Raw genomic sequence first — 26,732 nt, 5'->3', positions numbered from 1 at the left:
CTTTTCAGGCGAGCCCTAGGCGAGCGCCTTGATGATCAACTGCACCCCGACCACCGCCATGGCCAGTATCACCAGCCGGTAGAACAGCCGCTCGTTGACCCGGTGCTGCAGCCACAGGCCAGACCTGATGCCGAACCAGGCCACCGGCACCAGCGCCAGCGACGCCCAGATACTGGTCAGGTTGATCTCGCCAAGCCACAGGTAAGGCGGCAGCTTCATGGTATTGACCGCGGCGAACACCAGGGTGGTGGTGGCGATGAAGGTGGTCTTGGGCAGGCGCCTGGGCACCAGGTATAGGTTCATCGGCGGGGCGCCGGCGTGGGCAATAAAGCTGGTGATACCGGTGGCGATGCCCGCGGGCCAGGCCCAGAAAGAGGCGATCGGCCTGGAGGCCGCCGGCTTCACGATCATGTAGGCGACAAACAACAGCGAGATCACCCCCAGCAGCAGCCTGACGTGGTCCTCGTCGAGGCTGCCCGCCACCAGGGTAGCCACCACCACGCCGATCGCCATACCGGGGATCAATCGCTTCACCTCGGCCATGTCCTGATGCCCCCACCAGGCCTTGACCGCCAGAACGTCCATCACCAGCAGCAAGGGCAATAACAGGCCAGCGGCGGCGATGGGATCGATCGCAAGCGCCATCAGCGGCACCGACAGGGTACCGAAGCCCCCGGCGAAGCCGCCCTTGGAGATGCCGGTCAGGTAGGTGGAGAGGATGATCAGGCCCCAGGCGAGCCAGGAGTATTCGGGCAGCATGGCATTCCTTGCGCGCAAAGACGCCGAAGCAGTGACTGCTTCGGCGTCTGTACCAATGATGAGGGCGGCGAATCGCCCCGACCATCAGAGTGCCACACCTAGCCCGCCGATGGCAGCGGGCGGGGGCTATTGGCTTACTTGGCGGCCTGCATGGCCAGGGCGGTATCCAGCATACGGTTGGAGAAGCCCCACTCGTTGTCGTACCAGGCCATGACCTTGACCAGGCGACCGTTGACGCGGGTGTGGTTGGCGTCGAAGGTCGAGGAGGCCGGATCGTGGTTGAAGTCGATGGACACCAGCGGCTGGGCGTTGACGTTGAGCACCGGAGAATTCTCCGCCGCCTTGGCCACGATCTCGTTGATCTCTTCCTTGGTGGTGTCGCGCGAGGCGTTGAACACCAGATCCACCAGCGAGACGTTGATCACCGGCACGCGCACGGCCAGGCCATCCAGCTTGCCGTTGAGCTCCGGCAGCACCTTGCCCACGGCAGCGGCAGCGCCGGTCTTGGTCGGGATCATGGAGTGGGTGGCGCTACGCGCGCGGTACGGGTCCTTGTGGTACACGTCAGACAGGTTCTGGTCGTTGGTGTAGGCATGGACCGTGGTCATCAGGCCATTCTCGATACCGACGGCATCGTTGAGCGCCTTGGCCACCGGCGCCAGGCAGTTGGTGGTGCAGGAACCGTTGGAGACGATGGTATCGCTGGCCTTGAGCACGCCGTCGTTGACGCCGAACACGATGGTGGCGTCGCCGTCAGGGCTAGGCGCGGAGACCAGCACCTTGGCGGCACCGGCCTCGACGTGCTTGCCGGCGTCGGCGCGCGTGGTGAACAGGCCCGTGCACTCCATCACGATGTCTACGCCGAGCTTCGCCCAGGGCAGGCTGGCCGGGTCACGCTCGGACAGAATAGCGATACGGTCGCCATCGACGCTCAGACTCTCCTCGTCATGTTCTACCTTGAAGGGAAAGTGACCGTGAGCGGTGTCATGGCGCAGCAGGTGGGCGTTGAGCGAAGGATCACCGAGATCGTTGATGGCAACGACCTCAATCCGGTCCCGGTAGCCGTTCTCGTACAGTGCGCGCAGCACGTTGCGACCGATACGTCCGAAACCGTTGATGGCAACCTTGAGCGTCATAGCGAATATCCCCCTGAGCGGCGAAAGCGTTCTTGCGTGAAAGCTGGTGAGTCGACGGTAGGCGGATTCACTAAAGATGCAAATCCCCCGCAAGGACGTCGTCAGTGGGCACCAATGTGGTACAGACAGCGCCGGGACTCAAGCACTATTTTGTTAAACTTACAACATTTCTCCAAAAACATTGATGAAGGACACTCTAATAAGCACGAAATTTCGACAACTTACTGCCCGCGCCTTCTCTATGAAGGCCCGCGCTAGACCTTAGTCGCATCGCCAAGCCGTAGTAATATTACCTTCAACGCTCTAAGGTATCCCTCATCCCGGTGACACCATTCACCACGCCTTTATCCCGGAGGCCCCATGCCCCAACCCGTCAAGGAAGTCAGCCGCATTCTGCCGGCTCGCAAGCGCATCGCCCTGGTCGCCCACGACGGCAAGAAGCAGGAACTGATGGAGTGGGCCTCCCGCTGGAAGGACACCCTGATCGCTCACCAGCTGCTCGGCACCGGCACCACTGCCGCGCGGCTCAGCCGCACCCTGGGGCTGGAGGTGGAAGGCCTGATGAGCGGTCCGCTGGGAGGCGACCAGCAGATCGGTGCTCGCATCACCGAGCAACGACTCGACCTGCTGATCTTCTTCTGGGACCCCTTCGCCCCCCAGCCCCACGACCCGGACGTCAAGGCGCTGCTGCGCCTGGCCGCCCTGTGGAACGTGCCGGTGGCCTGCAACCCCTCCAGCGCCGACTTCATGATGAGCTCGCCCTGGCTCGGCCAGGACTACGAGATGCAGATCCCGGATGCCAACGCCTGGATTTCCTCTCGCAGCGATAACAACTGACCAATATCGAGGATTCTCCCGTGTTCCAGCTGACCCGAAGCGTGACCTGGCAGTCGCTGTTGAAGCTTCGCGACGAGACCGCCGACGACCGGATTCGCGACTACTTTGCCAAGGATCCGAAGCGGTTCGACAAGATGAGCCTGCGCGTGGGCGGGCTTTTTCTGGACTACTCCAAACACCAGATCTCCGACGCGGTGCTGGAGAAGCTGGTCGAGCTGGCCGAACACTCGGCGCTGGTCCAGCGTCGCGCCCAGATGTTCTCCGGCGACATCATCAACGTCACCGAGGACCGGCCGGTGCTGCACACGGCGCTGCGCAACCTGGGTGACAGCCCGGTCATCGCCGATGGCAAGGACGTGATGCCGGAGATCCACGCCACTCGCGAGCAGATCAAGCGCTTCTCCGAAGAGGTCCGCAGTGGCAACTGGAAGGGCTACAGCGGCGAGCGTATTCGCGACGTGGTCAACATCGGCATCGGTGGCTCCGACCTCGGCCCCAACATGGCCAGCCGCGCCCTGCTCAAGTACCGCCAGGCGGACCTGAACTTCCACTTCGTCTCCAACGTGGACGGCGCGCATATCCAGAAGGTGCTGAGCCGCCTCGACCCGGCCACCACCCTGTTCATCGTCTCGACCAAGACCTTTTCCACCCAGGAGACGCTGCTCAACGCCCGCACCGCACGGCGCTGGTTCGTCGAGAACGCCGGCGATGACGCCGACATCGGCGCTCACTTCATCGCCGCCTCGACCAACCGCAAGGCCGCCATGGAGTTCGGCATCCGCGAGGAGAACGTGTTCGAATTCTGGGCCTGGGTCGGCGGTCGCTATTCGATGTGGTCCTCGATCGGCCTGCCCATCGCCCTGGCGATCGGCTATGAAGGCTTCATCGAGATGCTCGAAGGCGCCTACGAGATGGACCAGCACTTCCAGAACGCCCCGCTCGGCGAGAACATGCCGGTGCTGATGGCGCTGATCGGTATCTGGTACATCAACTTCGTCGGTGCCGAGACCCAGGCCATCGTGCCCTACGACCAGGCCCTGCATCAGCTGCCGGCCTTCCTGCAGCAGCTCGACATGGAGTCCAATGGCAAGTCGGTCGACATCTTCGGTCGCCCGGTAGACTACAAGACCGGCCCCATCGTGTGGGGGCAGACCGGCTCCAACGGCCAGCACGCCTTCTTCCAGCTGTTGCACCAGGGCACCCGCTACGTGCCCATCGACTTCATCGCCTCGCTGAAGCCCGAGCCCGGCGTCGAGGACCACCACTTCGCCCTGCTCACCAACATGCTGGCCCAGGCCAACGCCTTTATGGAAGGCAGCAGCAAGGGCGGTGACCTCGACCCCTACAGCTGCCCCGGCAACCGCCCCTCCAGCGTGCTGTTGCTCGACGAACTGACACCGCGCAACCTGGGCGCGCTGATCGCGCTCTACGAGCACAAGGTGTTCGTCCAGGGGGTGATCTGGAACATCAACTCCTTCGATCAGTGGGGTGTCCAGCTGGGCAAGCGCATCGCCGGCGAGATCAGCGAGAAGATCGACGAGCGCAGCCAGGACTTCGACGCCTCGACCCAGGGACTGCTGGGCCTGGTGCGGGAGCACTTCCAGGCGCCCGGCAAGAGCGTGGAAAAGGCCGCCGAAAAGGCAGCGAAGAAGACCGCCAAGCCCGCCGGCAAGGACGCCAAGGCCAAGTAAGCAGGGCGGAGGCGGAAGGTGCCGAGCATCGAGTGCTCGGCACGGGCCCGCCATGGCGGGCACCCAGCGACGGGCAAGAAAAGATCGAGAATGACCAACGGGCCACCCCGGAGTCTGCGCTCCAGGGTGGCCCGCCTAGGTCTGGCTCGCGCTGTTTTGGCTCGCGCTGGTCTGGCCCTCTCGCGGGGGGCCGGAATCGCGGGATTGCGCCTGGTGTGAGCGCCTGGCTTGCCGAGACGAGGCCTGGGCTACTTAAACGACCGCCGGGGCTACTCTGACGAGCGTCTGGGCTACTCGGACGAGCCTCTGACCAGGGCCCGCCGTGCGCTGACGTCACCGGCCCAGGCCGCCGCCAGCCATAGCGGCACGCTCAGCACCACATAGGCCAGCGCCAGCCAGGGGCTGCCGCCGGTGGCCAGGCGGGCCGCTTCGAGGCTGAACAGCGAAAAGGTGGTGAAACCTCCACAGAAGCCCGCCACGACAAGCGGATGAAGGCTCGCCAGCCGAGGGCTATCGCTCAGGGCCGCATGGGTAGCAAAGCGGGCAATCAACCAGGATCCCAGCACGTTGACCAGCAGGGTCGCCCAGGGAAAGGACGACGCCACCAGGCCCGAGACCGCGACGCCGGTCAAGAGGCGACACACCGATCCCAGGGCGCTGCCAAGGCCCACCGCCAGATAGAGCCGCCAGACGCTTGTTGCCTGACTCATGCTTCTCCCCTCTGCCGACACCTCACAGGCCACCCCCGAGGGCAAGTCCCGCCACCACGGCGGCCAGGCCGGCCAGCAGGGTCAACGAGACGTTGAGCGCGGCCGCTGCATGACGACCTTCGCGCATCAGGTCCAGAGTCTGCAGACTGAAGGAGGACACCGTGGTGAAGCCGCCCATCACCCCGCTCAGCAGCATGAGTGCTGCAGTCGAACCTGCCACCAGGCGACTGGCCAGCAGGCCGATCACTAAGGCCCCCAGCAGATTGACGATCAGGGTCCCCCAGGGGAAGCGCACTCCCCAGGCGGCCGCTGCCCGACGACTGACGAACAGTCGCCCCATGCCTCCTGCGGCGCCCCCCAGCGCTACCGCTGCCAGCGTCCACCACTCCATCACCAATCGCCTCGGCCAAAACCGCCATGGTATGCAAATACCTGGGCGATGTCGTGACCGGTGGCAATACCGCTGGACCTCGCCCTCGGCGTGGCGAAACGGGCTGATCGCAGATGGCCCATAAAGCGACAAGGCACAGACAATGCCGAGCCTCGGAAGGCGGGAAATCAAAGACGCTGAAGGTGCTGAAAATCTAAAAAAAACGCCGCCCGAGGGGGCGGCGAAGTTGTGCTTGCCTAGCAGGGATGAAGCGCATGGGATGCGTTCACGATCAATATGGCACAGAATTGGCAATCCGTACAACTTTTGTACATCCTTGATTGCGTACAAGCGGCAAACGGGCATGTTAGCCTGCGACAGATTCGTCCAAGGACGCCCCTCTGCCCCGACGGGCCCACCCACCAAAGGAGAAGGTTTGCGTGATGCGATCACGACTCTGCTCTCGACTCTTCAGCGTGCTGATGCTCGCGCTCGTGCTGCTCGCGGGACCTGCCATCGCCCAGCAGGGCGGTGACGCCAGCGGCTCTGGCGGTTCCTCCAGTGACGGTCCGGCCTACTCGACCCTGGCCGACCTGCTGGAAAACGAACAGGCCCGCAGCCAGCTGATCGAGCAACTGCGACAGATGGCGGAAAACGCCCCCGAACAGGCCCAGGCCGCCGGTGAACAGGCCGTCGACAGCGCCGCCGAGGCCACCCTGCCCAAGCAACTGGCGGACATGACCAGCCGAGTGGTCAGCGAGTTCGGCAATCAGTTCGAGAATCTCGCCGCCATCTTCGGTGGCATGATCGACGGCGCCCTGACCGAAGGCGAACTCAACTTCGATCTGTTCACCCAGGCGGCGATCAACCTCGGCCTGGTGATTCTGGCGACCTTTGTGCTGTTCGTGATCATCAGGCGCCTGGTCAGGCCACTGTTCACGCGGTTGAGCCAATATTCGCAGAACGGTCAGAACCTCAACCCCACCATCCGCCTGGTGCTGTGCGTGGTGCTGGCGGTGATCGTGGACGCCGCCGTGGTGGGACTTGCCTACGTCGGCGGCAACCTGGCCGCTACCTTCGCCATCGGTGAGACGGGCAGCCTGTCGACCCGGGCGTCGCTGTTCCTCAATGCCTTCCTGGTCATCGAGCTGTTGAAGGCGGCGGTGCGCATGCTGTTCGCCTCACGCTACGAGGGCCTGCGTCTCTTGCCCATCACCGCGCCCAGCGCGTCCTACTGGAACCGTTGGATCGCCCGGCTGATTGGCCTTACCGGCTACGGCCTGATGGTGGTGGTCCCGTTGATCAACACCTACCTGTCTTACCGTGTCGGTGAGGGCATCGGCGCCCTGATCATGATCGGCGCCTACCTGTACGCCATCACCGTGGTGCTGATCAATCGCAGCCGCCTGCGCGATGGGCTGTTCGATGCCGCTGTCAGGTCCAGCCTGTCGGCCTCCCGTGTCGCGCTGCGCCTGCTCGGCCGCATCTGGCATCTGCTGGCGATCACCTACTTCACCGTGGTGCTGGTGCTGACCCTGACACGCCCCGAGGACGCCCTGCCGTTCGTGCTGATCGCGACCCTCAAGACCCTCGGTATCGTGCTGGCTGCCATGCTGGTGTCGCGCCTGCTGGCCCAGGCCATCGGTCGTCGCATCACCCTGTCCGGTGAGCTGCGCAAGAAGCTGCCGTTGCTCGAGGCACGCCTCAACTCCTATGTCCCGACGATGCTGCGCGCCTTCAACGTGCTGATCCTGATCGTCGCCGCCATGGCCCTGCTCAACGCCTGGGGCGTGTTCGACATGGCCACCTGGTACGCCTCCGAAGCGGGTCGCGTGCTGGTCAGCCAGGTGATCAACGTGGCCATCATCCTGATCGTCGCCGCGGCGGTCTGGATCGGCCTTGCCAGCCTGATCGAACACAAGCTGAATCCGACCACCGGCCGCGGCATGCCCTCGGCTCGGGCCCAGACGCTGCTGTCGCTGTTCCGCAATGCGCTGGCCATCGCCATCGTCACCATGACGGCGATGATCGTGCTGTCGGAAATCGGCATCAACATCGGACCGCTGATCGCCGGTGCCGGTGTGCTCGGTCTGGCCATCGGTTTCGGCGCCCAGAAGCTGGTGCAGGACATCATCACCGGTATCTTCATCCAGGTGGAAAACGCCATGAATACCGGCGACGTGGTGACCCTGGGCGGCATCACCGGCACCGCCGAGAAGCTCAGCATCCGCTCGGTGGGTATCCGTGACCTGCACGGCACCTACCATCTGGTGCCGTTCTCCAGCGTCGATGTGGTCTCCAACTACATGCGTGGCTTCGGCTACCATGTGGGCGAATACGGCGTCGCCTACCGCGAGAACGTGGACGAGGCGATCGTCGCCCTGCGCAACGCCTTCGACGAACTGTCCTCCGACGAGGACCTCAAGTCCGAGATCCTCGAACCCCTCGAGGTGGCCGGTGTCATCGCCCTGGCCGACAGCTCGGTCAACATCCGGGTGCGCATCAAGACCACCCCCGGCAACCAGTGGGCGGTGGGCCGTGCCTACAATCGTCTGGTCAAGCTGCATCTGGACGAGGCGGGCATCGAGATCCCCTTCCCGCACACCACGATCTTCTTTGGCGAAGACAAGCAGGGCCAGGCGCCCGCCGCCAACCTGCGCCTGGTCGAGAAGGATGTGGTGGCGACCGGCGAAGCCAGGGATACCGCACCGCTGCCCGGCGAGGATGGCAGTATCGACTCCCCCCGCGAGCACGAGACCCGCGAGGATGCCGAGACCAACGCCAAGTTCAGGGGCGACTACGACCCCGACGGCAACTGACAGACCTTACCTGCAACGCTTCTGGGGCGGCCTACGGGCCGCCCCTTTTTATTGATCGAATCGCCAGGGTGCCGAGCCCTGACGCCACGCTCTGGCGCCACAGCTCTGACGACACAGGCGTGGCGGCAGCTGCACGCCGCGAGCCGGGCCTGTACTCGCCTTCAGCATGGTGACGCCACGCCGCCACCCCCTTGGCTGGCGCGGCGCACGAGACCCATCCTCCAGGACCACAAACGCCACGGGCGGGGCCGAAGCCCCGCCCGTGGCGTTTGTGGGTACTGCTTTGTAGGTCGAACGCCTGGCTCAGGCCTGCTGAGCGTCGCTCGGCTGCGGCAACGAGGGCAGCGACTTGTCGAGCAGCTCGACGCTCTGGCGATAGTAGAGCTGGCTCTTGTTGTGCTCGCCCAGGTTGGCGTAGAGCCGCGCCAGCTCGGCACAGACCACTCCGCTGGGACGTTGACGCTGGCTCGCCTCGAAGTACTCCTGGGCCTTGCCCCAGTAGGCGTTGCGCAGCGCCAGGCGACCCAGGGTCAACAGCAGGTCGGGATCATTGGGCCGCTCCTGCAGCCACTTCTCGGCGGTCACAAGCTGACGTGAAGCGTCCACCCCAAGCAGGCCATAGCGCAGCACCAGACGGCTGTCCCAGTTGGTCTTGAGCGAGTGGCGCAGCAGTTTCTCGGCGATCACCTGTTCGTCGCAGCGCACCAGCGTCTCGACGTAGAGCACCAGCAGGTCGATGTTGGTGCGCAGGTACTCGGGCATGTCGGACCACAGGTTGCGCACCCGCTCGATATCCTCGGGATTGCGCGTCTCCTGCAGGATCAGCTCGCGGTAGGCTTGCAGCTCGAGCTGTTCACGCTCTTCCCGGGCGATCAGCTGCTGGTCGGCCAGACGCGGCAGCAGGCGACGCAGGCCGTCCCAGTCGCTGACGCTGATATAGGCGGCCTTGAGCTGCTTGAGCACCTGGGGATGGCGAGGCAGATGACGGTCCAGGCGGGTCAGGATCGCCAGCGCTTCCTCGTACTGCTGGCGGTCCAGCATCAGCTGGGCCTGCATCATGCCTACCGCGGGATCGGCGCCGTCGGTGGAGATGTGGGCCCGCTTGAGCAGGGTGTCGGCCTGATCATAGCGGCCCTGGTAGTGGGCCGCCAGGGCGGCAGACAGGTAGTTGACCAGCGGGGTGCTGGAGTCATCGGCAGCCTTGACCAGGGCCTTCTCGGCGCGCTTCCAGCGACCTTCGGCCAATGCCACCAGGCCGCGCACGGTGCGCTTCATCGCGGTGCGATTGCGTGCCCGCGAGTTCCACACCTTGAAGCGGCTGACCGGACGGCTCAGGCGGAACAGCACGCGCAGGGCAAAGTGCAGCACCATGAACAGGGCCAGCAGGATCACCAGGCCAAACCAGAACGAAGTCTGGAAGGAGGTGTCGCCCACCCGCACCAGCCAGTAGCCGGGCACCGACATCATCAGCTGACCGAACAGCGCCCCGAGCGCGAGGCCAACGACAATGAGCAGGATCAGCTTTCTCATGCGTTATCTCCCTGGCCGGAAGCGCCCGCTTCGAAGCGCTGCTCGATGAACCGGGCCAGCGCCTGCTGGGAAGCGCTGATATCGGGAAGCTCCGGGCGGATGGACTTGCCCTTGAGCTCGCCCAGACGAGCGATCACCGACTGCACCGACTCGTCGTCGACGTCGTAGTAGCCTTCGAGCAGGGTGATGGCCTTGTCGAGGCTGGCCTCGTACAGGCCGGTCTCTTCCTTGAGCAGGGCCAGCTGGGACTGCTCCAGCACCAGACGCAGGCTCTGGCGCAGGTACGACTCCTGCTCCGGGGTGATCAGGGCTTCCAGCGCCTGGTCGTGGTGGCGTACCGTCACCAGCTCCTTGAGCTCTTCACCGACCCGTGCCAGCTGCTCCTGCCAGGCACCGGAAGGAGCCTCCTCGATGGTGGTATCGGCGGTGAACTGCTCGATGTCCTGGGCCAGCGGCAGGCCGGCGATCTGCTCCTGCTGGGCGTTCAGGGCCAGGTAGAGGCCAGTCCGGTCAACCTTGGGCACCGTCTGCAGGGCGGCAAGCTCCTCGGCGATGGCGCGGCGTACCGGGACCAGTGCCGGATTGTTGGCCTCTTCCAGGCGAGCGTCGGCGGTGCGCAGCAGCGCCGCAGCACCTTCGACATCACGCTCGAGCTGCAGGCGCTGATTGGCCAGACGCAGCAGGTAGGCGGCCTCGGCGTGCAGCCAGTCACGCTCGTCGGCGTTCTGTTCCTTGGACAGCTCGGCCAGTACCCGATCCAGGGTCTGGTTGACGTCGGACTTGTAGGCGTCGAAGTCGCTCTTGATGCCGTCCACCGCCTGGCCCATGGTCTCGCGACGCTCGGCAAGGCCGCTTTCCAGCTGGGACGACAGCTCCTGGACCTCGGCCACGCTGGGGCTGTTCTGCTTGAGCTGGTCGATGCGCGCGGACATGGCCTGCTGCAGCTGCCAGCCCTTCCAGCCGACAAAGGCCACACCGGCGATCAGGATCAGCACCAGCACCAGGGCCACGACGCCGGCCTTGCCGCCACCAGAGCTGCTACCAGAGCCACCGGAAGACGAAGTCGCGGCACCGCCGGCAGAAGCCCCACCGTTACCACCCTTGCCTGCCGCTGGGCTGGGCTTGTTGTCACTAGCTTTGGCGCCACTGGCCTTGGTGTCACTGGACTTGCCATCGCCGGGTTTTCCGGCACTGGCCTTGCCGCTGTTGTCGGGCTTGCTAGCGCTGGGCTTGCTGTCGCTGGGCTTGCTGGCACTTGGCTTGCTGGCACTGTCCCCGGCGGCGCCCTTCGCTGCAACCGGAGCGGCGTCACTCGGCGTGGCCTTGGCGGTGCCTGCGCTCGACGCCGTGGCGCCGGCAGGCGATGAGCCGCCCGTCGCCGCAGCGGGTGTGGAGGATGCCGCGCTGGCACTGGACGAGGTGGATCCGGTCGAGCTGCTGCCACTCTTGTCGCGACGCCGCGACCGCCGCTGGGAGCCCCCCTTGCCCGCGCCGCCCTTCGAGGCGTCCGTGCCTGAGGTCGCGCTTCCTGTGCCCTGCTGGCCGGAAGCGGACGGGGTCTGCTGCTCGTCCTGATCGTGCTGTTGGTTGCTCATCTGTCGCTAGCCCTTTTAGAGATCTTCATTCGCCATCCTCTGGGTCGCAGGTCCTTGCCACCGCGGCCGCCAGCGCCGCAGGAGACGCGCCAGACGCCACGACCGGGATGCGAAATCCCAGCGTTTTCGCCAGTGTAGCCAACCGCTGGCTGGATACGACAAGCGGTTGTTGAAAGGCGGCCTCTGAACACCATCTTGCCAGATGTTCAAGGATTTCTCCGCTACTGACCACCAACGCCTGATAGCCCCCTTGTTCGAGCCATGTTCTGGCCCCGGCATCGGGAGTGATCAGGCGGCGCCGATACACCTCGAGACGCGTGACACGCGCGCCCCTCTGCCCCAGGGTGTCGCCCAGCAGCGGGCGGCCACCTTCGCCCGCCACCAGCAGCACTCGCTGGTGCTCCAGGCGCTGCAGCGAGGCCAGCGCCAGCAAGGCCTCGCTGGTCTCTTCTCCGGCGGCGGGGGCAGGCACCCTCACCTTTAGCCCCAGCGCCTGGTGCAAGACCATCGCCGTGGCCTGCCCGACGGCGTACAGTTCAAGCCCCTGGGGCAGCTGTGGCCAGTAGCGATCCAGCGCCTCGACCAACCGCTCGGCGGCGGCGGGACTGATGACTACCACCTTATGAAAGTGGTCGATGTCGAGCCAGGCCGAGCGCACATCTGCCGTCTCTGGCACAGTTTCCTGCCGCATCACCTCGAGCCGCTCGGTGCTGAGCCCCTTGCTTTCGATGGCCTCGGCCAGCGCCTGGGCGCGTTCGCCGGGCCGGGTGATCAGTACCGGAGTGCCCATCAACGCGGCCCGTAGACCTCGGCCAGGATATCCCCGGCGCCCTGCTCGAGCAGCTGCTCGGCGACGCGGATCCCCAGCGCCTCGGGTTCGTCCACCGAACCACGCCCCTCGGCACGCAGCACGCGGGAACCGTCGGGCGTGCCGACAAGGGCTCTCAACCACAGGGTTCTGCCATCGTCCTGATAGATGGCGTGCCCACCGATGGGCACCTGGCAGCCGCCTTCCAGACGTGTATTCATGGCCCGTTCGGCACGCACTCTGGTCGCCGTCTCGATATCGTCGAGCGGTGCCAGCAGCGACACCAGCTCGGTGTCGTGCATGCGGCATTCGATGCCAAGCGCGCCCTGACCACAGGCCGGCAGGCAGATCTCCGGCGGCAGCTCCTGGGCGATACGTTCACCCAGCCCCAGCCGCTTGAGCCCGGAGGTAGCCAGCAGGATGGCGTCGAATTCGCCAGCGTCGAGCTTGGCCAGGCGAGTCTGGACATTGCCACGCAGGCTGATGACCTCGAGGTCAGGGCGGGCCTCGCGCATCTGCAATCCGCGGCGCAGGCTGGAGGTGCCCAGACGGGCGCCCTCGGGCAGGTCCTCGAAGCGAGCATAGTCATTGGAGACGAAGGCATCGGTGGGCTCGGCGCCTTCCAGGATCACCGAAAGCCCCAGGCTCTCGGGAAACTGCATCGGCACATCCTTCATGGAGTGCACCGCGATATCGGCGCGGCCGTCGAGCATCGCCTCCTCGAGTTCCTTGACGAACAGCCCCTTGCCGCCAACCTTGGCCAAGGGCGTGTCGAGAATCTTGTCGCCGCGGGTCGACATCGGTACCAGCTCGACCTCGAGCCCGGGGTGAATCGCCATCAGGCGATCGCGAACATGTTCGGCCTGCCATAGGGCCAACTGGCTCTTGCGCGTCGCGATACGCAGCCTGGACATCTGTTGCACGTTGCTCTCCCTGGTCGGGCTTGCGACCAAATCGCCGCGTCCGCCATGTTAAATGAATGACGTCATCATAAAGCACGGTCTCCGTCAGTAAAATCGACGGCGACGGGACCCGTTGCCGCGCCTGCCAGAAGCGCCTGCTGCCACCCTCGTTTCAGGGGCTGATGCCGCACCGTCCTTGCCGGCCCGCTGCACCCTCGCCTCAAGGGCCGACTCTGGTACACTTTGGGCATACCAACGACAACGGCTGCCGGCTCCGTCAGCGCCCTCGGCGCCGGCCACCGATCACGTCGCCATCGCATCGTCATTCAGGAAGTCCATTCAATGAGCCAGACCACCAACCAGTCCTGGGGCGGCCGCTTCAGCGAACCCACCGACGCCTTCGTCGCTCGTTTCACCGCCTCGGTCGATTTCGACCAGCGCCTGGCCCGCCATGACATCCAGGGCTCCATCGCGCATGCCACCATGCTCGCCCAGGTTGGCGTGCTGAGCGAAGAGGAACGTGACGCCATCCTGACCGGGCTCAAGGAGATCGAGACGGAGATCGCCGAAGGGCGTTTCGAGTGGTCGGTGGCGCTGGAAGACGTGCACATGAACATCGAGGCACGGCTGACCCAGAAGATCGGCATCACCGGCAAGAAGCTGCACACCGGGCGCTCGCGCAACGACCAGGTGGCCACCGATATTCGCCTCTACCTGCGCGAGGAGATCGACCTGGTCGCCAGCGAGCTGGCGCGGCTGCGTGCCGGGCTGATCGAGCTGGCCGAGGGCGAGGCCGACACCATCATGCCGGGCTTCACCCACCTGCAGACCGCTCAACCGGTGACCTTCGGCCACCACCTGCTGGCCTGGCAGGAGATGCTGGCCCGCGACCATGAACGCCTGCTGGACTGCCGCAAGCGGGTCAACGTGCTGCCGCTGGGCGCCGCCGCCCTGGCCGGCACCACCTACCCCATCGATCGTCACCTGACCGCCGAGCTGCTCGGCTTCGAGCGCCCCGCCGAGAACAGCCTCGACGCGGTCAGCGATCGGGACTTCGCGATCGAGTTCACCGCCTTCGCGAGCCTGCTGCTTATGCACCTGTCGCGGATGAGCGAGGAGCTGGTGCTGTGGACCAGCGCCCAGTTCGACTTCATCGACCTGCCCGACCGCTTCTGCACCGGCTCCTCGATCATGCCGCAGAAGAAGAACCCGGACGTGCCCGAGCTGGTACGCGGCAAGACCGGCCGCGTCTACGGTCACCTGATGGGCCTGCTGACGCTGATGAAGTCGCAGCCGCTGGCCTACAACAAGGACAACCAGGAAGACAAGGAACCGCTGCTCGACACCCTGGATACCGTCAAGGGGTGCCTGCGCGCCTTCGCCGACATGGTCCCGGCCATCGTCTCCAAGGGCGATTCCATGCGCGAGGCCGCTCGCAAGGGCTTCTCCACCGCCACCGACCTTGCCGACTATCTGGTACGCAAGGGCGTGGCCTTCCGTGACGCCCATGAAATCGTCGGTCAGTCCGTGGCCTACGGCATCGAGAGCGGCAAGGATCTGTCGGACATGAGCCTCGACGAACTGCGCCAGTTCTCCGACGTCATCGGCGAGGACGTGTTCGAGGTGCTGACCCTGGAAGGCTCGGTGGCCGCCCGCAACCATATCGGTGGCACCGCCCCCGACCAGGTGCGCGCCGCTGCCCAGCGCGCCCGTGAGGCCCTCAAGACCCTTGCGACCGGCCAGGGAGGCGCCCAATGAACCGCCTCGTCAAGGTGCTGCGACCCGCCCTGTTGCCGGCCCTGCTGCTGGCCCTGATGGCCCTGGCGGGCTGCGGCCAGAAAGGCCCCCTGTACCTGCCCGGTGACGAAGAAGCGGCGGAGCGCTACGGCCCCCGCGAAACCGTCGAGGACGAACAGGGCGAAGAGGACAGCCAGGAAAGCGACCAGAGCGCGACCGAGGACGAGAGCTGAGCATGGATCACTTCAACTACCGAGACGGCGAGCTGTACGCCGAAGAAGTGCCTCTGGCCCGCATCGCCGAGGCGGTGGGCACCCCCTGCTACGTCTATTCACGTGCCACCCTGGAGCGTCACTTCCAGGCCTACCGCGAGGCGCTGGGTAGCCACCCGCATCTGATCTGCTACGCGGTCAAGGCCAACAGCAACCTGGCGGTGCTCAACGTACTGGCGCGCCAGGGTGCCGGTTTCGACATCGTTTCCCGGGGCGAGCTCGAGCGGGTACTGGCCGCCGGTGGTGACCCGGCCAAGGTGGTGTTCTCCGGCGTCGCCAAGCGCCCCGACGAGATGGCGCGCGCGCTCGAGGTCGGCATCAAGTGCTTCAACGTGGAGTCGCGCCCAGAGCTTGAAGTGCTCAATGAAGTGGCAGGCCGCCTGGGCAAGGTGGCGCCGGTGTCATTGCGGGTCAATCCCGACGTCGACGCGGGCACCCATCCGTATATCTCCACCGGGCTCAAGGACAACAAGTTCGGTATCCCGGTGGATGAGGCGCTGGAGGTCTACCGCCTGGCCGCCGAACTGCCGCACCTCAAGGTCACCGGACTCGACTGCCATATCGGCTCGCAGCTCACCGAGATCGCTCCCTTCCTCGACGCCCTGGAGCGTCTGCTGGTGCTGCTCGACCGCCTGCGCGAGGAGAACATCGAGGTCTCGCACCTCGACCTGGGCGGCGGCCTCGGCGTGCCCTACAGGGACGAGACGCCGCCGGCCCCGTTCGACTACGCCTCGAAGCTGCTCGAGCGCCTGTCGCGCTGGGACGGCGGAGAGCGCCTGACGCTGCTGTTCGAGCCGGGCCGCTCGATCGCCGCCAACGCCGGCGTCATGCTGACCCGGCTGACCTACGTGAAGCCCGGCGAAACCAAGAACTTCGCCATCGTCGACGCGGCCATGAACGACCTGATTCGGCCCTCGCTGTACCAGGCCTGGCAGGCGATCATCGAAGTCGACACTCGCCTGGACCGCGCAAGCGACGTCTATGACGTGGTCGGCCCGGTGTGCGAGACCGGCGACTTCCTCGGCAAGGAGCGCCAACTGGCGGTGGCGCCGGGCGACCTGCTGGCGGTGCGCTCGGCCGGCGCCTACGGCTTCGTGATGGCCTCCAACTACAACAGCCGCCCGCGTCCGGCGGAGGTACTGGTGGACGGCGACAGCTATCAGGTGGTTCGCCGACGCGAGACCCTCGAGGACCTCTGGGCCGGTGAGTCGCTGCCCGGCGAATCGCAACCGGGATCGGCATCGGGATCGACGTCAGGAGCACCGCGCTGATGCTTCTGCACTTCACCAAGATGCATGGCCTGGGCAACGACTTCATGGTGGTCGATCTGGTCACCCAGCGGGCCCGCATCGAGGCCGAGGAAATCCGCCGTCTGGCCGACCGGCGCTTCGGCATCGGTTTCGATCAGCTACTGGTGGTGGAACCGCCGCGGGACCCGGACATGGACTTTCGCTACCGGATCTACAACGCCGACGGCAGCGAGGTCGAGAATTGCGGCAATGGTGCGCGCTGCTTTGCCCGCTTCGTACGCGACAAGCGGCTGACCCACAAGCGCCAGATCCGGGTCGAGACCGCCGGCGGCCCGCTGGTGCTGGACGTGCATGACGACGAGCAGGTCAGCGTCGACATGGGTGCCCCGCGCTTCGCCCCGCCGAGCCTGCCCTTCGAGGCCGACGAGGACCGCCTGCGTCACACCCTCGAGGTCGACGGCGAGACCCTCGAGATCGCCGTCGCCTCCATGGGCAACCCCCACGCGGTGATCAAGGTGGACAGCGTCGACCAGGCGCCGGTGGAGCGCCTGGGACCGCTGGTCGAACACCACCCGCGCTTTCCCAAGCGGGTCAACGTGGGCTTCATGCAGGTGGTCTCCAGCCACGAGATTCGCCTGCGGGTGTTCGAGCGCGGCAGCGGCGAGACCCTGGCCTGTGGTACCGGCGCCTGCGCTGCGGTGGCCTGCGGCATTCGCCAGGGCCTGCTCGAAAGCCCGGTGACCGTCCACCTGCCCGGCGGCAGCCTGACGATCCGCTGGGAAGGTGGCGAGCGCCCCTTGATCATGACCGGCCCCGCCGAGCGGGTGTTCGATGGACGAATTCCGCTGCGTTGACCCCAGGCGCACAGGACTCGACGGGACTGGGCTAAGCTGCCAGCAAGGTATCGGTCCCTCGCTTTCCCGGAAAATCGATCCAGCCTAGACATTGAACTCCAACAGGAAGACGCGCATGCCTCAAGCCGCCCCAGAGCCCCGCAAGACGCTCGACCCGGACCGCGTCGCCGAATGGCTGGCACGCCACCCGGACTTCTTCGTCGGTCGCGAAGGCCTGCTGCAGAGCCTCACGATTCCCCACCCGGAGACCCAGGGCGCCACCTCGCTGCTGGAACGGCTGGTCCATGACCTGCGCAAGCGCGCCGAAGGCGCGGAACTGCGGCTCGAGCAACTGCTCGACTCGGCCCGCCACAACGAGGCGCAGTATCGGCGCACCCGCGAGCTGGTGCTGGCACTGCTGGAAGCCCAGGACAACGACGCCCTGGGCCAGGCCCTGGCCACCCAGCTAAGCGAGCGCTTCCAGACGCCAGCGGTGTCGCTGTGGTGCCCCGCCAGCCTGACCGATCGCGACCCCAGACCGCCCCAGGCCCCGCGTCACGTGCTCGACGACCACACCGGCCAGCGCCTGACCGCGCTACTCGATGGGCGCGCCAGCCGCTGTACCCGTCTTACTCCCACCGACTGGAAGCGCCTGCTGCCCCACGCCAAGGCGCCGACCAAGTCGGGCTCCTGCGCCATCGCCCGCATGACCCTGGGCGAGCCCCAGGGCTTTGTGGTGCTGGCAAGTCCTGATCCCGACCACTTCCGTGCCAGCATGGACACCCTGTTTACCGAGTACCTGGCCGAGGTGCTGGTGCGCCTGAGCGTGCGGCTGTGCGAGCGTGATGATGGCTGAAAAGGCGGCTGAGACGACGGCCAAGTGGCAGCTTGCCGGCGCGGTAGCGGACTTTCTCGATGAGCTGGGTCGCACCGCCAGTGCTGCCACCGTCGACGCCTACCGGCGTGACCTGGCCACCTTCGAGAACTGGTGGCACGCCCAGGCCAATGACACCGACGCCAGGCCGCCGGATGATCAGGCCCTGACGTCCCACACGCTCCGGCGTTTTCTGGCCGCCGAACGCAGCCGAGGCATGGCACCGCGCAGCCTGAAGCGCCGCCGCGCCGCCCTGTCGCGACTGTGTGAACACTTGGTGGCGGCTGGCCGACTCGACTACAACCCGGTCGGCTTGAGCCGCGGCCCCCGGGCGCCGAAGGATCTACCGCGGCCGGTGGACGTGGACCTGCTGGCGCGCTTTCTCGACACCCCCCACGATGGCTCGCCGCTGTCGGTACGCGACCAGGCGATGCTGGAGCTGCTCTATTCCAGCGGGCTACGGCTGGCGGAGCTGGCGGCGCTGGATCTCCCCGACCTCCACGGCGGCCGGGTGCGGGTCCTCGGCAAGGGCAACAAGCCGCGCCAGGTGCCGGTGGGCTCGCGTGCGCGCCAGGCCATCGACCAGTGGCTCGGCGTGCGCTCGGTGCTGGCCGCCGACGGCGAAACAGCGCTGTTCGTCGGCCAGCAGGGCCACCGGCTCGGCCATCGTGCCATCCAGGCACGCCTGGTCACCCAGGCCCGCCGGCGCGGCCTGCCGGAGCACCTGCATCCCCACCGCCTGCGCCACTCCTTCGCCAGCCACCTGCTGGAATCGAGCCAGGACCTGCGCGCCGTCCAGGAGCTGCTGGGCCACGCCAACCTGTCCACCACCCAGGTCTATACCCGGCTGGACTGGCAGCACCTGGCCGAGAGCTACGACAAGGCCCACCCCCGCGCGCGGCGCAGCCGGAGCGACGACAGCCATCCCGGAGACACCCCTTGATCGACCACGCGGCAGCGGACGACTTCAGCCGACTCAAGGCCATCACCTTCGATCTGGACGACACCCTGTGGGACAACAGCGGCGTCATGCAGCGCACCGAGCAGGGCCACGTCGACTGGCTGACCGAACAGCTCGGCGCCTGGCAGCGCGGCCGCGAGGAGCCGTTGACGCCCCCCATCGAGCTTTCGGACTACCTGCGTGAACGCCAGGCTCTGGCCAGGCGCAGCTGGTCGCGGCGCGGCGACTTCAGCTGGCTGCGTGAGCGCACCCTGATCCAACTGCTGGAGGAAAGCGGCGTCAACCGGGCGGCGGCTCACTGGTGGGCGGCGCTGGCGATGCAACGTTTTCACTCGCTGCGCATCCTGGTCACGCCCTTCCCCGACACCGACGCCATGCTGGAAAGACTGAAGGGCCGCTATCGTCTCGGCAGCATCACCAACGGCAACGTGGCCTTCCACCGTCTGCCGCTGGCCCGACACTTCCAGGCGCGTATCGCCGCCGGCGAGATGTTCGCACCCAAGCCCGATCCACGGCCCTTTCTGGCGATGCTGGCACGGCTTGAGGTCAAGGCCTGCGAGACCCTGCACGTGGGCGATTCCTGGGAGGAAGACGTGCTGCCGGCGATTCGCCTGGGCTTGCGGGCGATCTGGATCGCGCCGCCAGAGGCCGAGACGGCTCCCTTGCCACGCGGCGTGACCCGACTGTCTCGGGTCACCGAACTGCCAGCCCTGCTCGGTGAGCATCAGGATCAATAAAGCGAGAAAAACCCCGGCGACCGCCGGCGCCACGTGGTAAACCGGCAGGCACCTGTTCCCTGAGTGCCTGCCGCCATGCCCCGCCCGCTCTATCGCCCCCTCGCTTCATCACCGCCGACCCGGCGTCACCTGCGACGAGTGCTCAAGCTCGGGCTGGCGTTTGCCCTGGTTTCGGGACTGGGGCTTGTTTCGGGGCTGTCTTCGGGACTGTCTTCGGGACTACTTTCGGGGCGTGTTTCAGGAATGGGGCCCGCTCTCTCCCTGCCCCTGGGCATCGCGCCAGCCCTGGCGGCACGCCCTACCTGCGATACCGTGCGTCCGCCCGGTACCTGCGGCCTCTACAGCACCGGCATGTCCTACCCCTCGACCTTGTCCGGCACCACGCCGGAAGGCAACACCGCGGGGATAGCCTCCTTCCACACCACCTACGCCTGCCAGACCGGCAGCGACGGCCGCGTCTATATCCTGCTCGATACCCAGGGTTCCTACGACAGCGCCACCGGTGACGCCGAAAGCTCAGTGCAAGGCTTCTACTTCGACAAGGCCGACACCAGCATGGGCGGCCATCACCACCAGACCCTGGTCGCCTCCCTGCGCACCGCCAACCACGCATCTGGCTGTGTCTCCGGAAGCGTCGTGACCGAGATACCGATCGTACGCCATGGCGACACCGAACCGGGCAACTACAACCAGTTTACCTACTGGCCTCATACCCACGTGGCGACCAGCACCGGCGCCAGCGACAACTATACCGGCACGGTAGTCGGAGTTGGCGGCGCTTACGTCACCGTGATCGAGAGCACCTGCAAGATGTGGACCCCCTACATCACCCTGCCCGATATCGACCTCAGCGAGCTGCCGGGAGCAGGATCTCGGGGCGGCACCACCACCGCCTACCTGAGCTTCAACAACTGCGATGAGGTCAACATGGCGGATTTGTCCATACGCTCGGGCGGCGCCAGCGTCATCAACGCCCGCCAAGGCATCCTCGGCAACGCCGACACCTCAGGCGGCGGCGCCAAGGGCATCGGGCTGGCGCTGGAAATCGACGCTTTTTCAGCCCACGACTTCGATCCCGTGGACCTGTCTGGCTCGCGAGCGATTGGCCTGATGGGGGAGGCGCCCAAGGTTCCGTTACGCGTCAGCTACTACCGCTATGCCGAACAGGCATCCGGGGGGCGCGTCAAGGGGCTGCTGGAGGTCACCGCCACGTACAAGTAGCCGGCGGGCTCGTCAGGCTGGCTAGGGCTCGTCAGGCTGGCTAGCCTTCGTGCGCAAGCCAGCCGTCCAGGCGCCGATGGGCCTCGTCGACGCCCTGGCGCTTGAGCGCCGAGAAAAGCTGCACGCTGACCAGGTCCTCCCACTCACGCAGCCGCGAGCGCACCTGCTGCAAGGCATTCTTGGCCGCGCCCTGCTTCAGCTTGTCGGCCTTGGTCAGCAGGATATGCACCGGCAGGTCGCGCTCATCGGCCACATCCAGCAGCGCCAGGTCGAACTCGGTCAATGGGTGACGCACGTCCATCACCAGCACCAGCCCCTTGAGCGAAGCTCGCTTCTGGAGGTATTCGGCCAGGTGGCGCTGCCACTCCAATTTGACCTTTTCGGGCACCTTGGCGTAGCCGTAGCCGGGCAGGTCCACCAGCCGGCGCTCGCTGTCCTCGCCCAGCGAAAAGACGTTGATGAGCTGGGTGCGACCCGGCGTCTTGGAGGTGCGCGCGAGCGCCTTCTGTTGGGTGATGGTGTTGATCGCGCTGGACTTTCCGGCATTGGAACGTCCGGCAAAGGCGACCTCGACACCACTGTCTTCGGGGCATCGGGCCAGCGTCGGCGCACTGGTGAGGAATCGGGCCAAGGAGTAGTTGAAAGCCATGAGATGGAAGAAATCCTGACGGTGATCAAAGGTAGGGTCGAGGGCCCTGGCATTCCCGCCCCCGGGGTGTTTGGTTATAGTAAGCTTTGAGGCGGCTGCGACCCGGGGAATCATCATAACATTGTGCCGCTGTCGCCAGCGACCGGCCTCAGCGCGGGCGCTTCCCCCTGCAGTGAAGGCCACGCCTTCCGCGGGACCGTGAAAACATTAAAACGGCATAAGTGAACTAGCGATGAGACAGTTACTGGCAAGCCTGGCAATCTCCATCGGCGTCGTCGGCGCCGCCCATGCCGACCTCCAGAGTGACGCAGACGCCGCCGCAGGACGCGACAAGGCTACCGCCTGCGCCGCCTGCCACGGCCAGACCGGCGCCAGTATCGCGCCGACCTTCCCCAACCTGGCCGGCCAGCAGGCCTCCTACCTGGCCAAGCAGATCATCGACATCCGTGACGGCACCCGTCCGGTGCCGCAGATGGCGGGGCAGGTGGACAACTTCAGCGACCAGGACGCCTGGGACGTGGCCGCCTTCTTCGCCGGCCAGGACCCGGTGGTGGGGCAGGCCAAGGATGACGAGGCGTTGCTCGAGCGCGGCGAGGCGCTCTACCGCGCTGGCGACCTGGCCAAGGGCATCCCGGCCTGCAGCGCCTGCCATGGCCCGACCGGCAGCGGCATCGGCTCGGCGGTCTATCCGGGGCTTTCCGGCCAGCACGCCGGCTATGTGGTCAGCACTCTCCAGGCATTCGCCTCCGGCGCCCGCGCCAACAGCCCCGGTGGCGTGATGGCCGACATCGCCGCCAAGATGAGCGATGCCGACATGGAAGCCGTGGCCAACTACGTCCAGGGCCTGCACTGATCGATTCACCTTTCGATGCGTCCCGCGGGGCGGCCCTTGTGGCCGCCCCGTTGCGTTTACCAGCAAAGATAGACATGCGACGCCTGCCCAATCGGGATATTCGGGAACCCTTCGAACGTTGTAGACTCAAAACAGCGTTCGCTTTGCGGCTCCAGGTTCGTCGCGCCCTCGCGCCGCCATGGCATGCCCGCCTCAATCAAGGAGAAAACATTCTATGCTGAAGTCACTGATGATGGGCCTCGCTGGCCTTAGCCTGTCGACCATGGCGGTCGCCGCCTCGATCACCGAGGGCGAGGACTACACCGTCGCCCCCAATCAGGTCGAGCTGGGCAGCGACGATGGCAAGATCAACGTGACCGAAGTGTTCTGGTATGGCTGCCCGCACTGCTACTCGCTGGAAGATCCGCTCAATGCCTGGGTCGCCGAGCTGCCCGATGACGTCGAGTTCGAACGCATGCCGGCCACCCTGGGCGAGACCTGGGTCAAGCACGCCAAGGCCTTCTATGCCGCCCAGCAGCTCGAGATCCTCGACGAGGTGCACGAGGACTTCTTCGACGCCATCCACCAGGAAGGCGAGCAGCTTACCGAGCCAGCAGACATCGCCGCCTTCTTCAGCGACTACGGTGTCAGCGAAGAGCAGGCGCTCAAGGCGCTGGACGGCTTCGGCGTGAAGTCCCAGATCAATCGCGCCAGCGCCACCATGCGCAACCTCGAACTGATGGGCGTCCCCGCGCTGATCGTCGATGGTCGCTACATCGTCTCGCCGAGCACCGCCGGCAGCCTCGACAACATGCCGCGCATCGCCGAGGCGCTGGTGGAGCAGATCCGCAGCGAACAGGAGTCTGGAGCCCAATGACGTCACTGGCCGAGGAACGCCACCCCACGCTGGACAGAGGTCACCTGAGGCTGGTGACCTTCAACCTGCAGGTGGGTATCCAGACCTCGGCCTACCACCACTACCTCACCCGTAGCTGGCAGCACCTGTTGCCTCACCCGCGTCGGCAACGACGTCTGGACATGATCGCCGAGGTGCTGTCGCACTTCGACATGGTGGGGCTACAGGAGGTGGACGGCGGCAGCTTTCGCTCGAACCAGGTCAATCAGCTCGAGTACCTGGCGGGGCAAGGCGGCTTCCCCCACCACTATCAGCAGCTCAACCGCAACCTCGGTCGACTTGCCCAGCACAGCAATGGCCTGCTCTCCCGGCTGGCACCCAGCCGCATCGAGGAGCACCGCCTGCCGGGGACCCTGCCCGGCCGGGGCGCCATCCATGCACGCTTCGGCCAGGGCCCCGAGGCCCTGCACCTGTTCGTCGCCCACCTGGCCCTGGGCCAGCGCACCCAGAACCTGCAGCTCGACTACCTCAGCGAGCTGATCCAGCCACTCAAGCACGTGGTGGTGATGGGAGACCTGAACTGCACCCCGGATCGCCTGCACGCCCACGACCGCTTCTGCGCCTCGTTGCCGCTGCATCCGGTGCGACCGGCACTGAGCTACCCTTCCTGGCGCCCCAGCCGAGCGCTGGACCATATCCTGCTGTCGTCGTCGCTGGAGGCCGATGAGGCCGAAGTCCTCGACCGACTGTTTTCGGACCACCTGCCGGTGGCCGTCGATATTCGCCTGCCCCAGCCCTGCCTCGCCGCTATCCAGGCCGATCAGCCCGAGCAACCTGCCTGAACCGCTCGCCTGAATTTCCCACCTGAGCTTCCCACCTGAGCTACCCGTCTGAGCCGCACGCCCGACCCACCCGCCAGAGCCATCCTGTCGGCGGCGGACGACACGCCAGCGGACCTCGACTTTTGGTGTCATGACAGTGCTACCTCGACTGCCGTATAGTCAGCGTTGACGTGCACCGAGATTCGCTAATGTCTCCGCGTGCCACACTATCCATGACGCCAGGTCCCCCCGGCAAGCCGACGTCCTGCCCTGGCGACGGCGTGCCCGGGCGCCAGCCTGGACAATGATCGCCCTGACACCACCAGCGAGTTCCTAATGTCTACATCTTCCGGCTTGCCGGGGCCACTGGCGGCCCTGGACGCCTTCTCCGAACGCCTTGGCAGGGGCCTTTCCTGGCTGATCCTGGCGATGATGATCATCCAGTTCCTGATCGTGGTGCTGCGCTATGCCTTCAGCGTCAACAGCATCCCCATGCAGGAATCGGTGATGTACATGCACGCCGCCGTGTTCATGCTGGCGGCGGCCTACACCCTGAAGCACGGCGGACACGTGCGCGTCGACATCTTCTATCGGGCGATGTCGCCCAGGCGCAAGGCGCTGGTCGACCTGCTCGGTACCCTGCTGCTGCTGCTGCCGGTGATGGGCTTCGTGATCGCCACCAGCCTCGGCTACGTCGGCAAGTCCTGGGCCATCTTCGAGGGCTCGCCCGACGCCGGCGGCATCCCCGGGGTGTTCCTGCTGAAGACGCTGATACCGGCCTTCGCCGTGCTGATGATTGTCCAGGGCATCGTCGAGATCTATCGCAACATCCTGATTTTAAAGGGACGTCTCGACCCCAACGCCCTTCCCCATGACGCCGACGAGGAGCACCTGTAAATGCTGGAGTTCATGCCCCTGGTGCTGTTCGGTGTCATCTGTACGGTCTTGATGTTCGGTTTTCCGGTCGCGCTGTCGCTGGCCGGTACCGCCCTGGCCTTTGCCGGGCTCGGCTACGGCCTGGAGTCCCTCGGCATCGATGCCAACTTCGACGGCAGCTACCTCAACGCCTTCCCCAATCGCCTCTACGGCATCATGACCAACACCACCCTGCTGGCGGTACCCTTGTTCGTGTTGATGGGGGTGCTGCTCGAGAAGTCCAAGGTCGCCGAAACCCTGCTCGACGCCATGGCCCTGCTGTTCGGCTCGCTGCGCGGCGGACTCGGCATCTCGGTGACCCTGGTCGGCATGATGCTGGCCGCTTCCACCGGCATCGTCGGCGCCACCGTGGTCACCATGGGCCTGATGTCGCTGCCGACCATGCTCAAGCGCGGCTACAGCCAGTCGCTGGCCACCGGCACCATCTGCGCCACCGGCACCCTGGGTCAGATCATTCCGCCGTCCATCGCGCTGGTGCTGCTTGGTGACGTGCTGTCCAGCGCCTACCAGCAGGCCCAGCTGTCCATGGGCATCTTCAGTCCCAAGACGGTGTCGGTGGGCGATCTGTTCATGGGGGCGCTGGTCCCGGGCCTGATCCTGGTGCTGGTGTATATCGTCTACGTCAGCCTGGTGGCGCTGTTCAAGCCCAGCGCCGCCCCTGCCGCCGATCGCCAGGAACTGATGGCCGAGCTGGGCCACACCTCGGGCATCGGCCTGTTGCTGCTAAAGGGCCTGGTGCCGCCCATCGTGCTGATCGTCGCGGTGCTCGGCTCGATCCTGGCCGGACTGGCCACCCCCACCGAGGCTTCCGCGGTGGGTGCCTTCGGCGCCCTGGTGCTGGCCCTGGCCTATCGTCGCCTCGATCTGGCCACGCTCAAGGACGTGCTGCGCTCCACCACCCACGTCACCACCATGGTGTTCCTGATCCTGATCGGCGCGGCACTGTTTTCACTGGTATTCCGCGCCTACGGCGGTGAAGAGCTGGTCACCCATCTGTTCGAGAACATGCCTGGCGGGGTAGTCGGCGCCACCATCATCGTGATGCTGGTGATCTTCCTGCTCGGCTTTATCCTCGACTTCATCGAGATCACCTTCGTGGTGGTGCCGATCGTCGGTCCGATCCTGCTGGCCATGGGCCTGGATCCAATCTGGCTGGGCATCATGATCGCGATCAACCTGCAGACGTCCTTCCTGACACCTCCCTTCGGCTTCGCCCTGTTCTACCTGCGCGGGGTGGCCCCGGAGTCGGTACCGACGTCCGCGATCTACCGAGGCGTCATTCCATTCATCGTGCTGCAGCTCGGCATGCTGCTGGCCCTTTCGTTCTTCCCGGAACTGGCCACCTGGCTGCCGGAGCAGTTCTGATGCCGAAAACCTCAGCGCCGGGCCCTTTCACTCTCGATGCTGGCCCGCAGCTCGCCACCTGGCTGCCGGAGCCGTTCTGATCCGGCGCGTTGGCGATGCGTGGACGGCAGCCCACGCCGGGGGGGGGCCCCGGCGTCTATAGTTGCCCGACGAGCCATCGCCCGCTTCACGGCGTCTCGGGCCATCCCGCGAGACGCCAACTACCCGCCGGCCCTACCCTGGCCGGCAGGT

24 protein-coding genes and 1 pseudogene are annotated in these 26,732 nt (G+C 65.9%); 16 read left to right on the top strand and 9 right to left on the bottom strand.

Translation table 11 applies throughout. From position 1 onward, the window contains the following. Positions 1-15: 15 nt before the first annotated feature. On the bottom strand, positions 16-759 hold the full coding sequence (locus NFH98_RS00775) for a sulfite exporter TauE/SafE family protein (RefSeq protein WP_045993130.1): 744 nt from the start codon (positions 757-759) through the stop codon (positions 16-18). 134 nt (positions 760-893) lie between these two features. Then, a complete protein-coding gene (gap, locus tag NFH98_RS00770; protein ID WP_045993129.1) occupies positions 894-1,895 on the bottom strand; it encodes a type I glyceraldehyde-3-phosphate dehydrogenase in 1,002 nt (333 codons plus the stop codon). A gap of 360 nt (positions 1,896-2,255) precedes the next feature. Between gap and NFH98_RS00765 the strand changes: the two genes are divergently transcribed. After that, positions 2,256-2,732 carry a methylglyoxal synthase gene (locus NFH98_RS00765; protein ID WP_045993128.1) on the top strand — a complete coding sequence of 159 codons (477 nt, stop codon included), beginning with the start codon at positions 2,256-2,258 and terminating at the stop codon, positions 2,730-2,732. Between the two features lie 20 nt (positions 2,733-2,752). Continuing rightward, complete coding sequence (gene pgi, locus NFH98_RS00760; RefSeq protein WP_045993127.1) at positions 2,753-4,423, top strand: glucose-6-phosphate isomerase; 1,671 nt, start codon at positions 2,753-2,755, stop codon at positions 4,421-4,423. 290 nt (positions 4,424-4,713) lie between these two features. Here the strand turns inward: pgi and NFH98_RS00755 are convergent, their stop codons facing one another. Continuing rightward, entirely contained in the window at positions 4,714-5,133 is a 420-nt protein-coding gene (locus NFH98_RS00755; protein WP_108131859.1) for a fluoride efflux transporter FluC, read from the bottom strand. 22 nt (positions 5,134-5,155) lie between these two features. Next, positions 5,156-5,524 (bottom strand): fluoride efflux transporter FluC, encoded by a 369-nt coding sequence (locus tag NFH98_RS00750; protein WP_124805054.1) that lies wholly within the window; start codon positions 5,522-5,524, stop codon positions 5,156-5,158. A gap of 422 nt (positions 5,525-5,946) precedes the next feature. Between NFH98_RS00750 and ybiO the strand changes: the two genes are divergently transcribed. After that, on the top strand, positions 5,947-8,322 hold the full coding sequence (ybiO, locus tag NFH98_RS00745; RefSeq protein ID WP_045993124.1) for a mechanosensitive channel protein: 2,376 nt from the start codon (positions 5,947-5,949) through the stop codon (positions 8,320-8,322). Positions 8,323-8,625: 303 nt separating this feature from the next. Here ybiO and NFH98_RS00740 read toward each other — a convergent pair whose 3' ends face one another. The 4 genes from NFH98_RS00740 to hemC are packed head-to-tail and all read right to left on the bottom strand — an operon-like array spanning position 8,626 to position 13,169. Beyond that, positions 8,626-9,852 (bottom strand): heme biosynthesis HemY N-terminal domain-containing protein, encoded by a 1,227-nt coding sequence (locus NFH98_RS00740; RefSeq protein WP_045993949.1) that lies wholly within the window; start codon positions 9,850-9,852, stop codon positions 8,626-8,628. Then, positions 9,849-11,447, bottom strand: a complete 1,599-nt coding sequence (locus tag NFH98_RS00735; protein ID WP_349622099.1) for a uroporphyrinogen-III C-methyltransferase — start codon at positions 11,445-11,447, stop codon at positions 9,849-9,851. Before NFH98_RS00735 ends, NFH98_RS00740 begins: the two co-directional genes overlap by 4 nt. Positions 11,448-11,472: 25 nt before the next feature. After that, a complete protein-coding gene (locus tag NFH98_RS00730) occupies positions 11,473-12,237 on the bottom strand; it encodes a uroporphyrinogen-III synthase (RefSeq protein WP_348827404.1) in 765 nt (254 codons plus the stop codon). Beyond that, complete coding sequence (gene hemC, locus NFH98_RS00725) at positions 12,237-13,169, bottom strand: hydroxymethylbilane synthase (RefSeq protein ID WP_045993946.1); 933 nt, start codon at positions 13,167-13,169, stop codon at positions 12,237-12,239. Before hemC ends, NFH98_RS00730 begins: the two co-directional genes overlap by 1 nt. Positions 13,170-13,499: 330 nt before the next feature. On the opposite strand from hemC, the gene argH reads away from it, so the two are divergent. The 8 genes and pseudogenes from argH to NFH98_RS00685 all read left to right on the top strand — a co-directional run bounded on the left by argH (position 13,500) and on the right by NFH98_RS00685 (position 21,042). Further along, positions 13,500-14,915 carry an argininosuccinate lyase gene (gene argH, locus NFH98_RS00720; protein WP_045993945.1) on the top strand — a complete coding sequence of 472 codons (1,416 nt, stop codon included), beginning with the start codon at positions 13,500-13,502 and terminating at the stop codon, positions 14,913-14,915. Next, positions 14,912-15,046, top strand: a pseudogene (gene lptM / locus NFH98_RS20980) (LPS translocon maturation chaperone LptM); the annotation flags it as partial. The gene argH and the pseudogene lptM, both read left to right, overlap by 4 nt. Before the next feature lie 83 nt (positions 15,047-15,129). Further along, the gene (gene lysA, locus NFH98_RS00710) at positions 15,130-16,437 is read left to right on the top strand and encodes a diaminopimelate decarboxylase (protein WP_045993943.1); all 1,308 of its coding nucleotides are present in this window, start codon (positions 15,130-15,132) and stop codon (positions 16,435-16,437) included. After that, positions 16,437-17,270, top strand: coding sequence for a diaminopimelate epimerase (gene dapF, locus NFH98_RS00705; protein ID WP_045993942.1), 834 nt, complete (start codon positions 16,437-16,439; stop codon positions 17,268-17,270). Before lysA ends, dapF begins: the two co-directional genes overlap by 1 nt. A 115-nt stretch (positions 17,271-17,385) precedes the next feature. After that, positions 17,386-18,105, top strand: a complete 720-nt coding sequence (locus NFH98_RS00700; RefSeq protein WP_045993941.1) for a DUF484 family protein — start codon at positions 17,386-17,388, stop codon at positions 18,103-18,105. Then, positions 18,095-19,066 carry a tyrosine recombinase XerC gene (locus tag NFH98_RS00695; RefSeq protein ID WP_502878736.1) on the top strand — a complete coding sequence of 324 codons (972 nt, stop codon included), beginning with the start codon at positions 18,095-18,097 and terminating at the stop codon, positions 19,064-19,066. Before NFH98_RS00700 ends, NFH98_RS00695 begins: the two co-directional genes overlap by 11 nt. After that, positions 19,063-19,821, top strand: coding sequence for an HAD family hydrolase (locus NFH98_RS00690; protein WP_348827401.1), 759 nt, complete (start codon positions 19,063-19,065; stop codon positions 19,819-19,821). The genes NFH98_RS00695 and NFH98_RS00690 overlap by 4 nt, the downstream gene beginning before the upstream one ends. Positions 19,822-20,064: 243 nt before the next feature. Then, positions 20,065-21,042 carry a fimbrial protein gene (locus tag NFH98_RS00685; RefSeq protein ID WP_348827400.1) on the top strand — a complete coding sequence of 326 codons (978 nt, stop codon included), beginning with the start codon at positions 20,065-20,067 and terminating at the stop codon, positions 21,040-21,042. Positions 21,043-21,082: 40 nt separating this feature from the next. Here NFH98_RS00685 and yihA read toward each other — a convergent pair whose 3' ends face one another. Further along, positions 21,083-21,691, bottom strand: coding sequence for a ribosome biogenesis GTP-binding protein YihA/YsxC (gene yihA, locus NFH98_RS00680; RefSeq protein ID WP_108131866.1), 609 nt, complete (start codon positions 21,689-21,691; stop codon positions 21,083-21,085). A 232-nt stretch (positions 21,692-21,923) separates the two neighbouring features. Between yihA and NFH98_RS00675 the strand changes: the two genes are divergently transcribed. The 5 genes from NFH98_RS00675 to NFH98_RS00655 all read left to right on the top strand — a co-directional run bounded on the left by NFH98_RS00675 (position 21,924) and on the right by NFH98_RS00655 (position 26,501). Next, positions 21,924-22,544 carry a c-type cytochrome gene (locus tag NFH98_RS00675; protein ID WP_045993937.1) on the top strand — a complete coding sequence of 207 codons (621 nt, stop codon included), beginning with the start codon at positions 21,924-21,926 and terminating at the stop codon, positions 22,542-22,544. Positions 22,545-22,758: 214 nt separating this feature from the next. Continuing rightward, positions 22,759-23,400, top strand: a complete 642-nt coding sequence (locus NFH98_RS00670; RefSeq protein WP_045993936.1) for a thiol:disulfide interchange protein DsbA/DsbL — start codon at positions 22,759-22,761, stop codon at positions 23,398-23,400. After that, positions 23,397-24,221: an endonuclease/exonuclease/phosphatase family protein gene (locus tag NFH98_RS00665; RefSeq protein WP_108131867.1), complete on the top strand. Its 825-nt coding sequence runs from the start codon at positions 23,397-23,399 to the stop codon at positions 24,219-24,221. The genes NFH98_RS00670 and NFH98_RS00665 overlap by 4 nt, the downstream gene beginning before the upstream one ends. A gap of 315 nt (positions 24,222-24,536) precedes the next feature. Then, positions 24,537-25,097, top strand: coding sequence for a TRAP transporter small permease subunit (locus tag NFH98_RS00660; protein ID WP_108131868.1), 561 nt, complete (start codon positions 24,537-24,539; stop codon positions 25,095-25,097). Then, positions 25,098-26,501: a TRAP transporter large permease gene (locus tag NFH98_RS00655; protein ID WP_108131869.1), complete on the top strand. Its 1,404-nt coding sequence runs from the start codon at positions 25,098-25,100 to the stop codon at positions 26,499-26,501. Positions 26,502-26,732 lie beyond the last annotated feature (231 nt).

The sequence above is a fragment of the Halomonas sp. H33-56 genome (assembly GCF_040147035.1).
Taxonomy (GTDB): domain Bacteria; phylum Pseudomonadota; class Gammaproteobacteria; order Pseudomonadales; family Halomonadaceae; genus Halomonas; species Halomonas litopenaei.
This window is presented reverse-complemented; position numbering and strand designations above follow the sequence as displayed.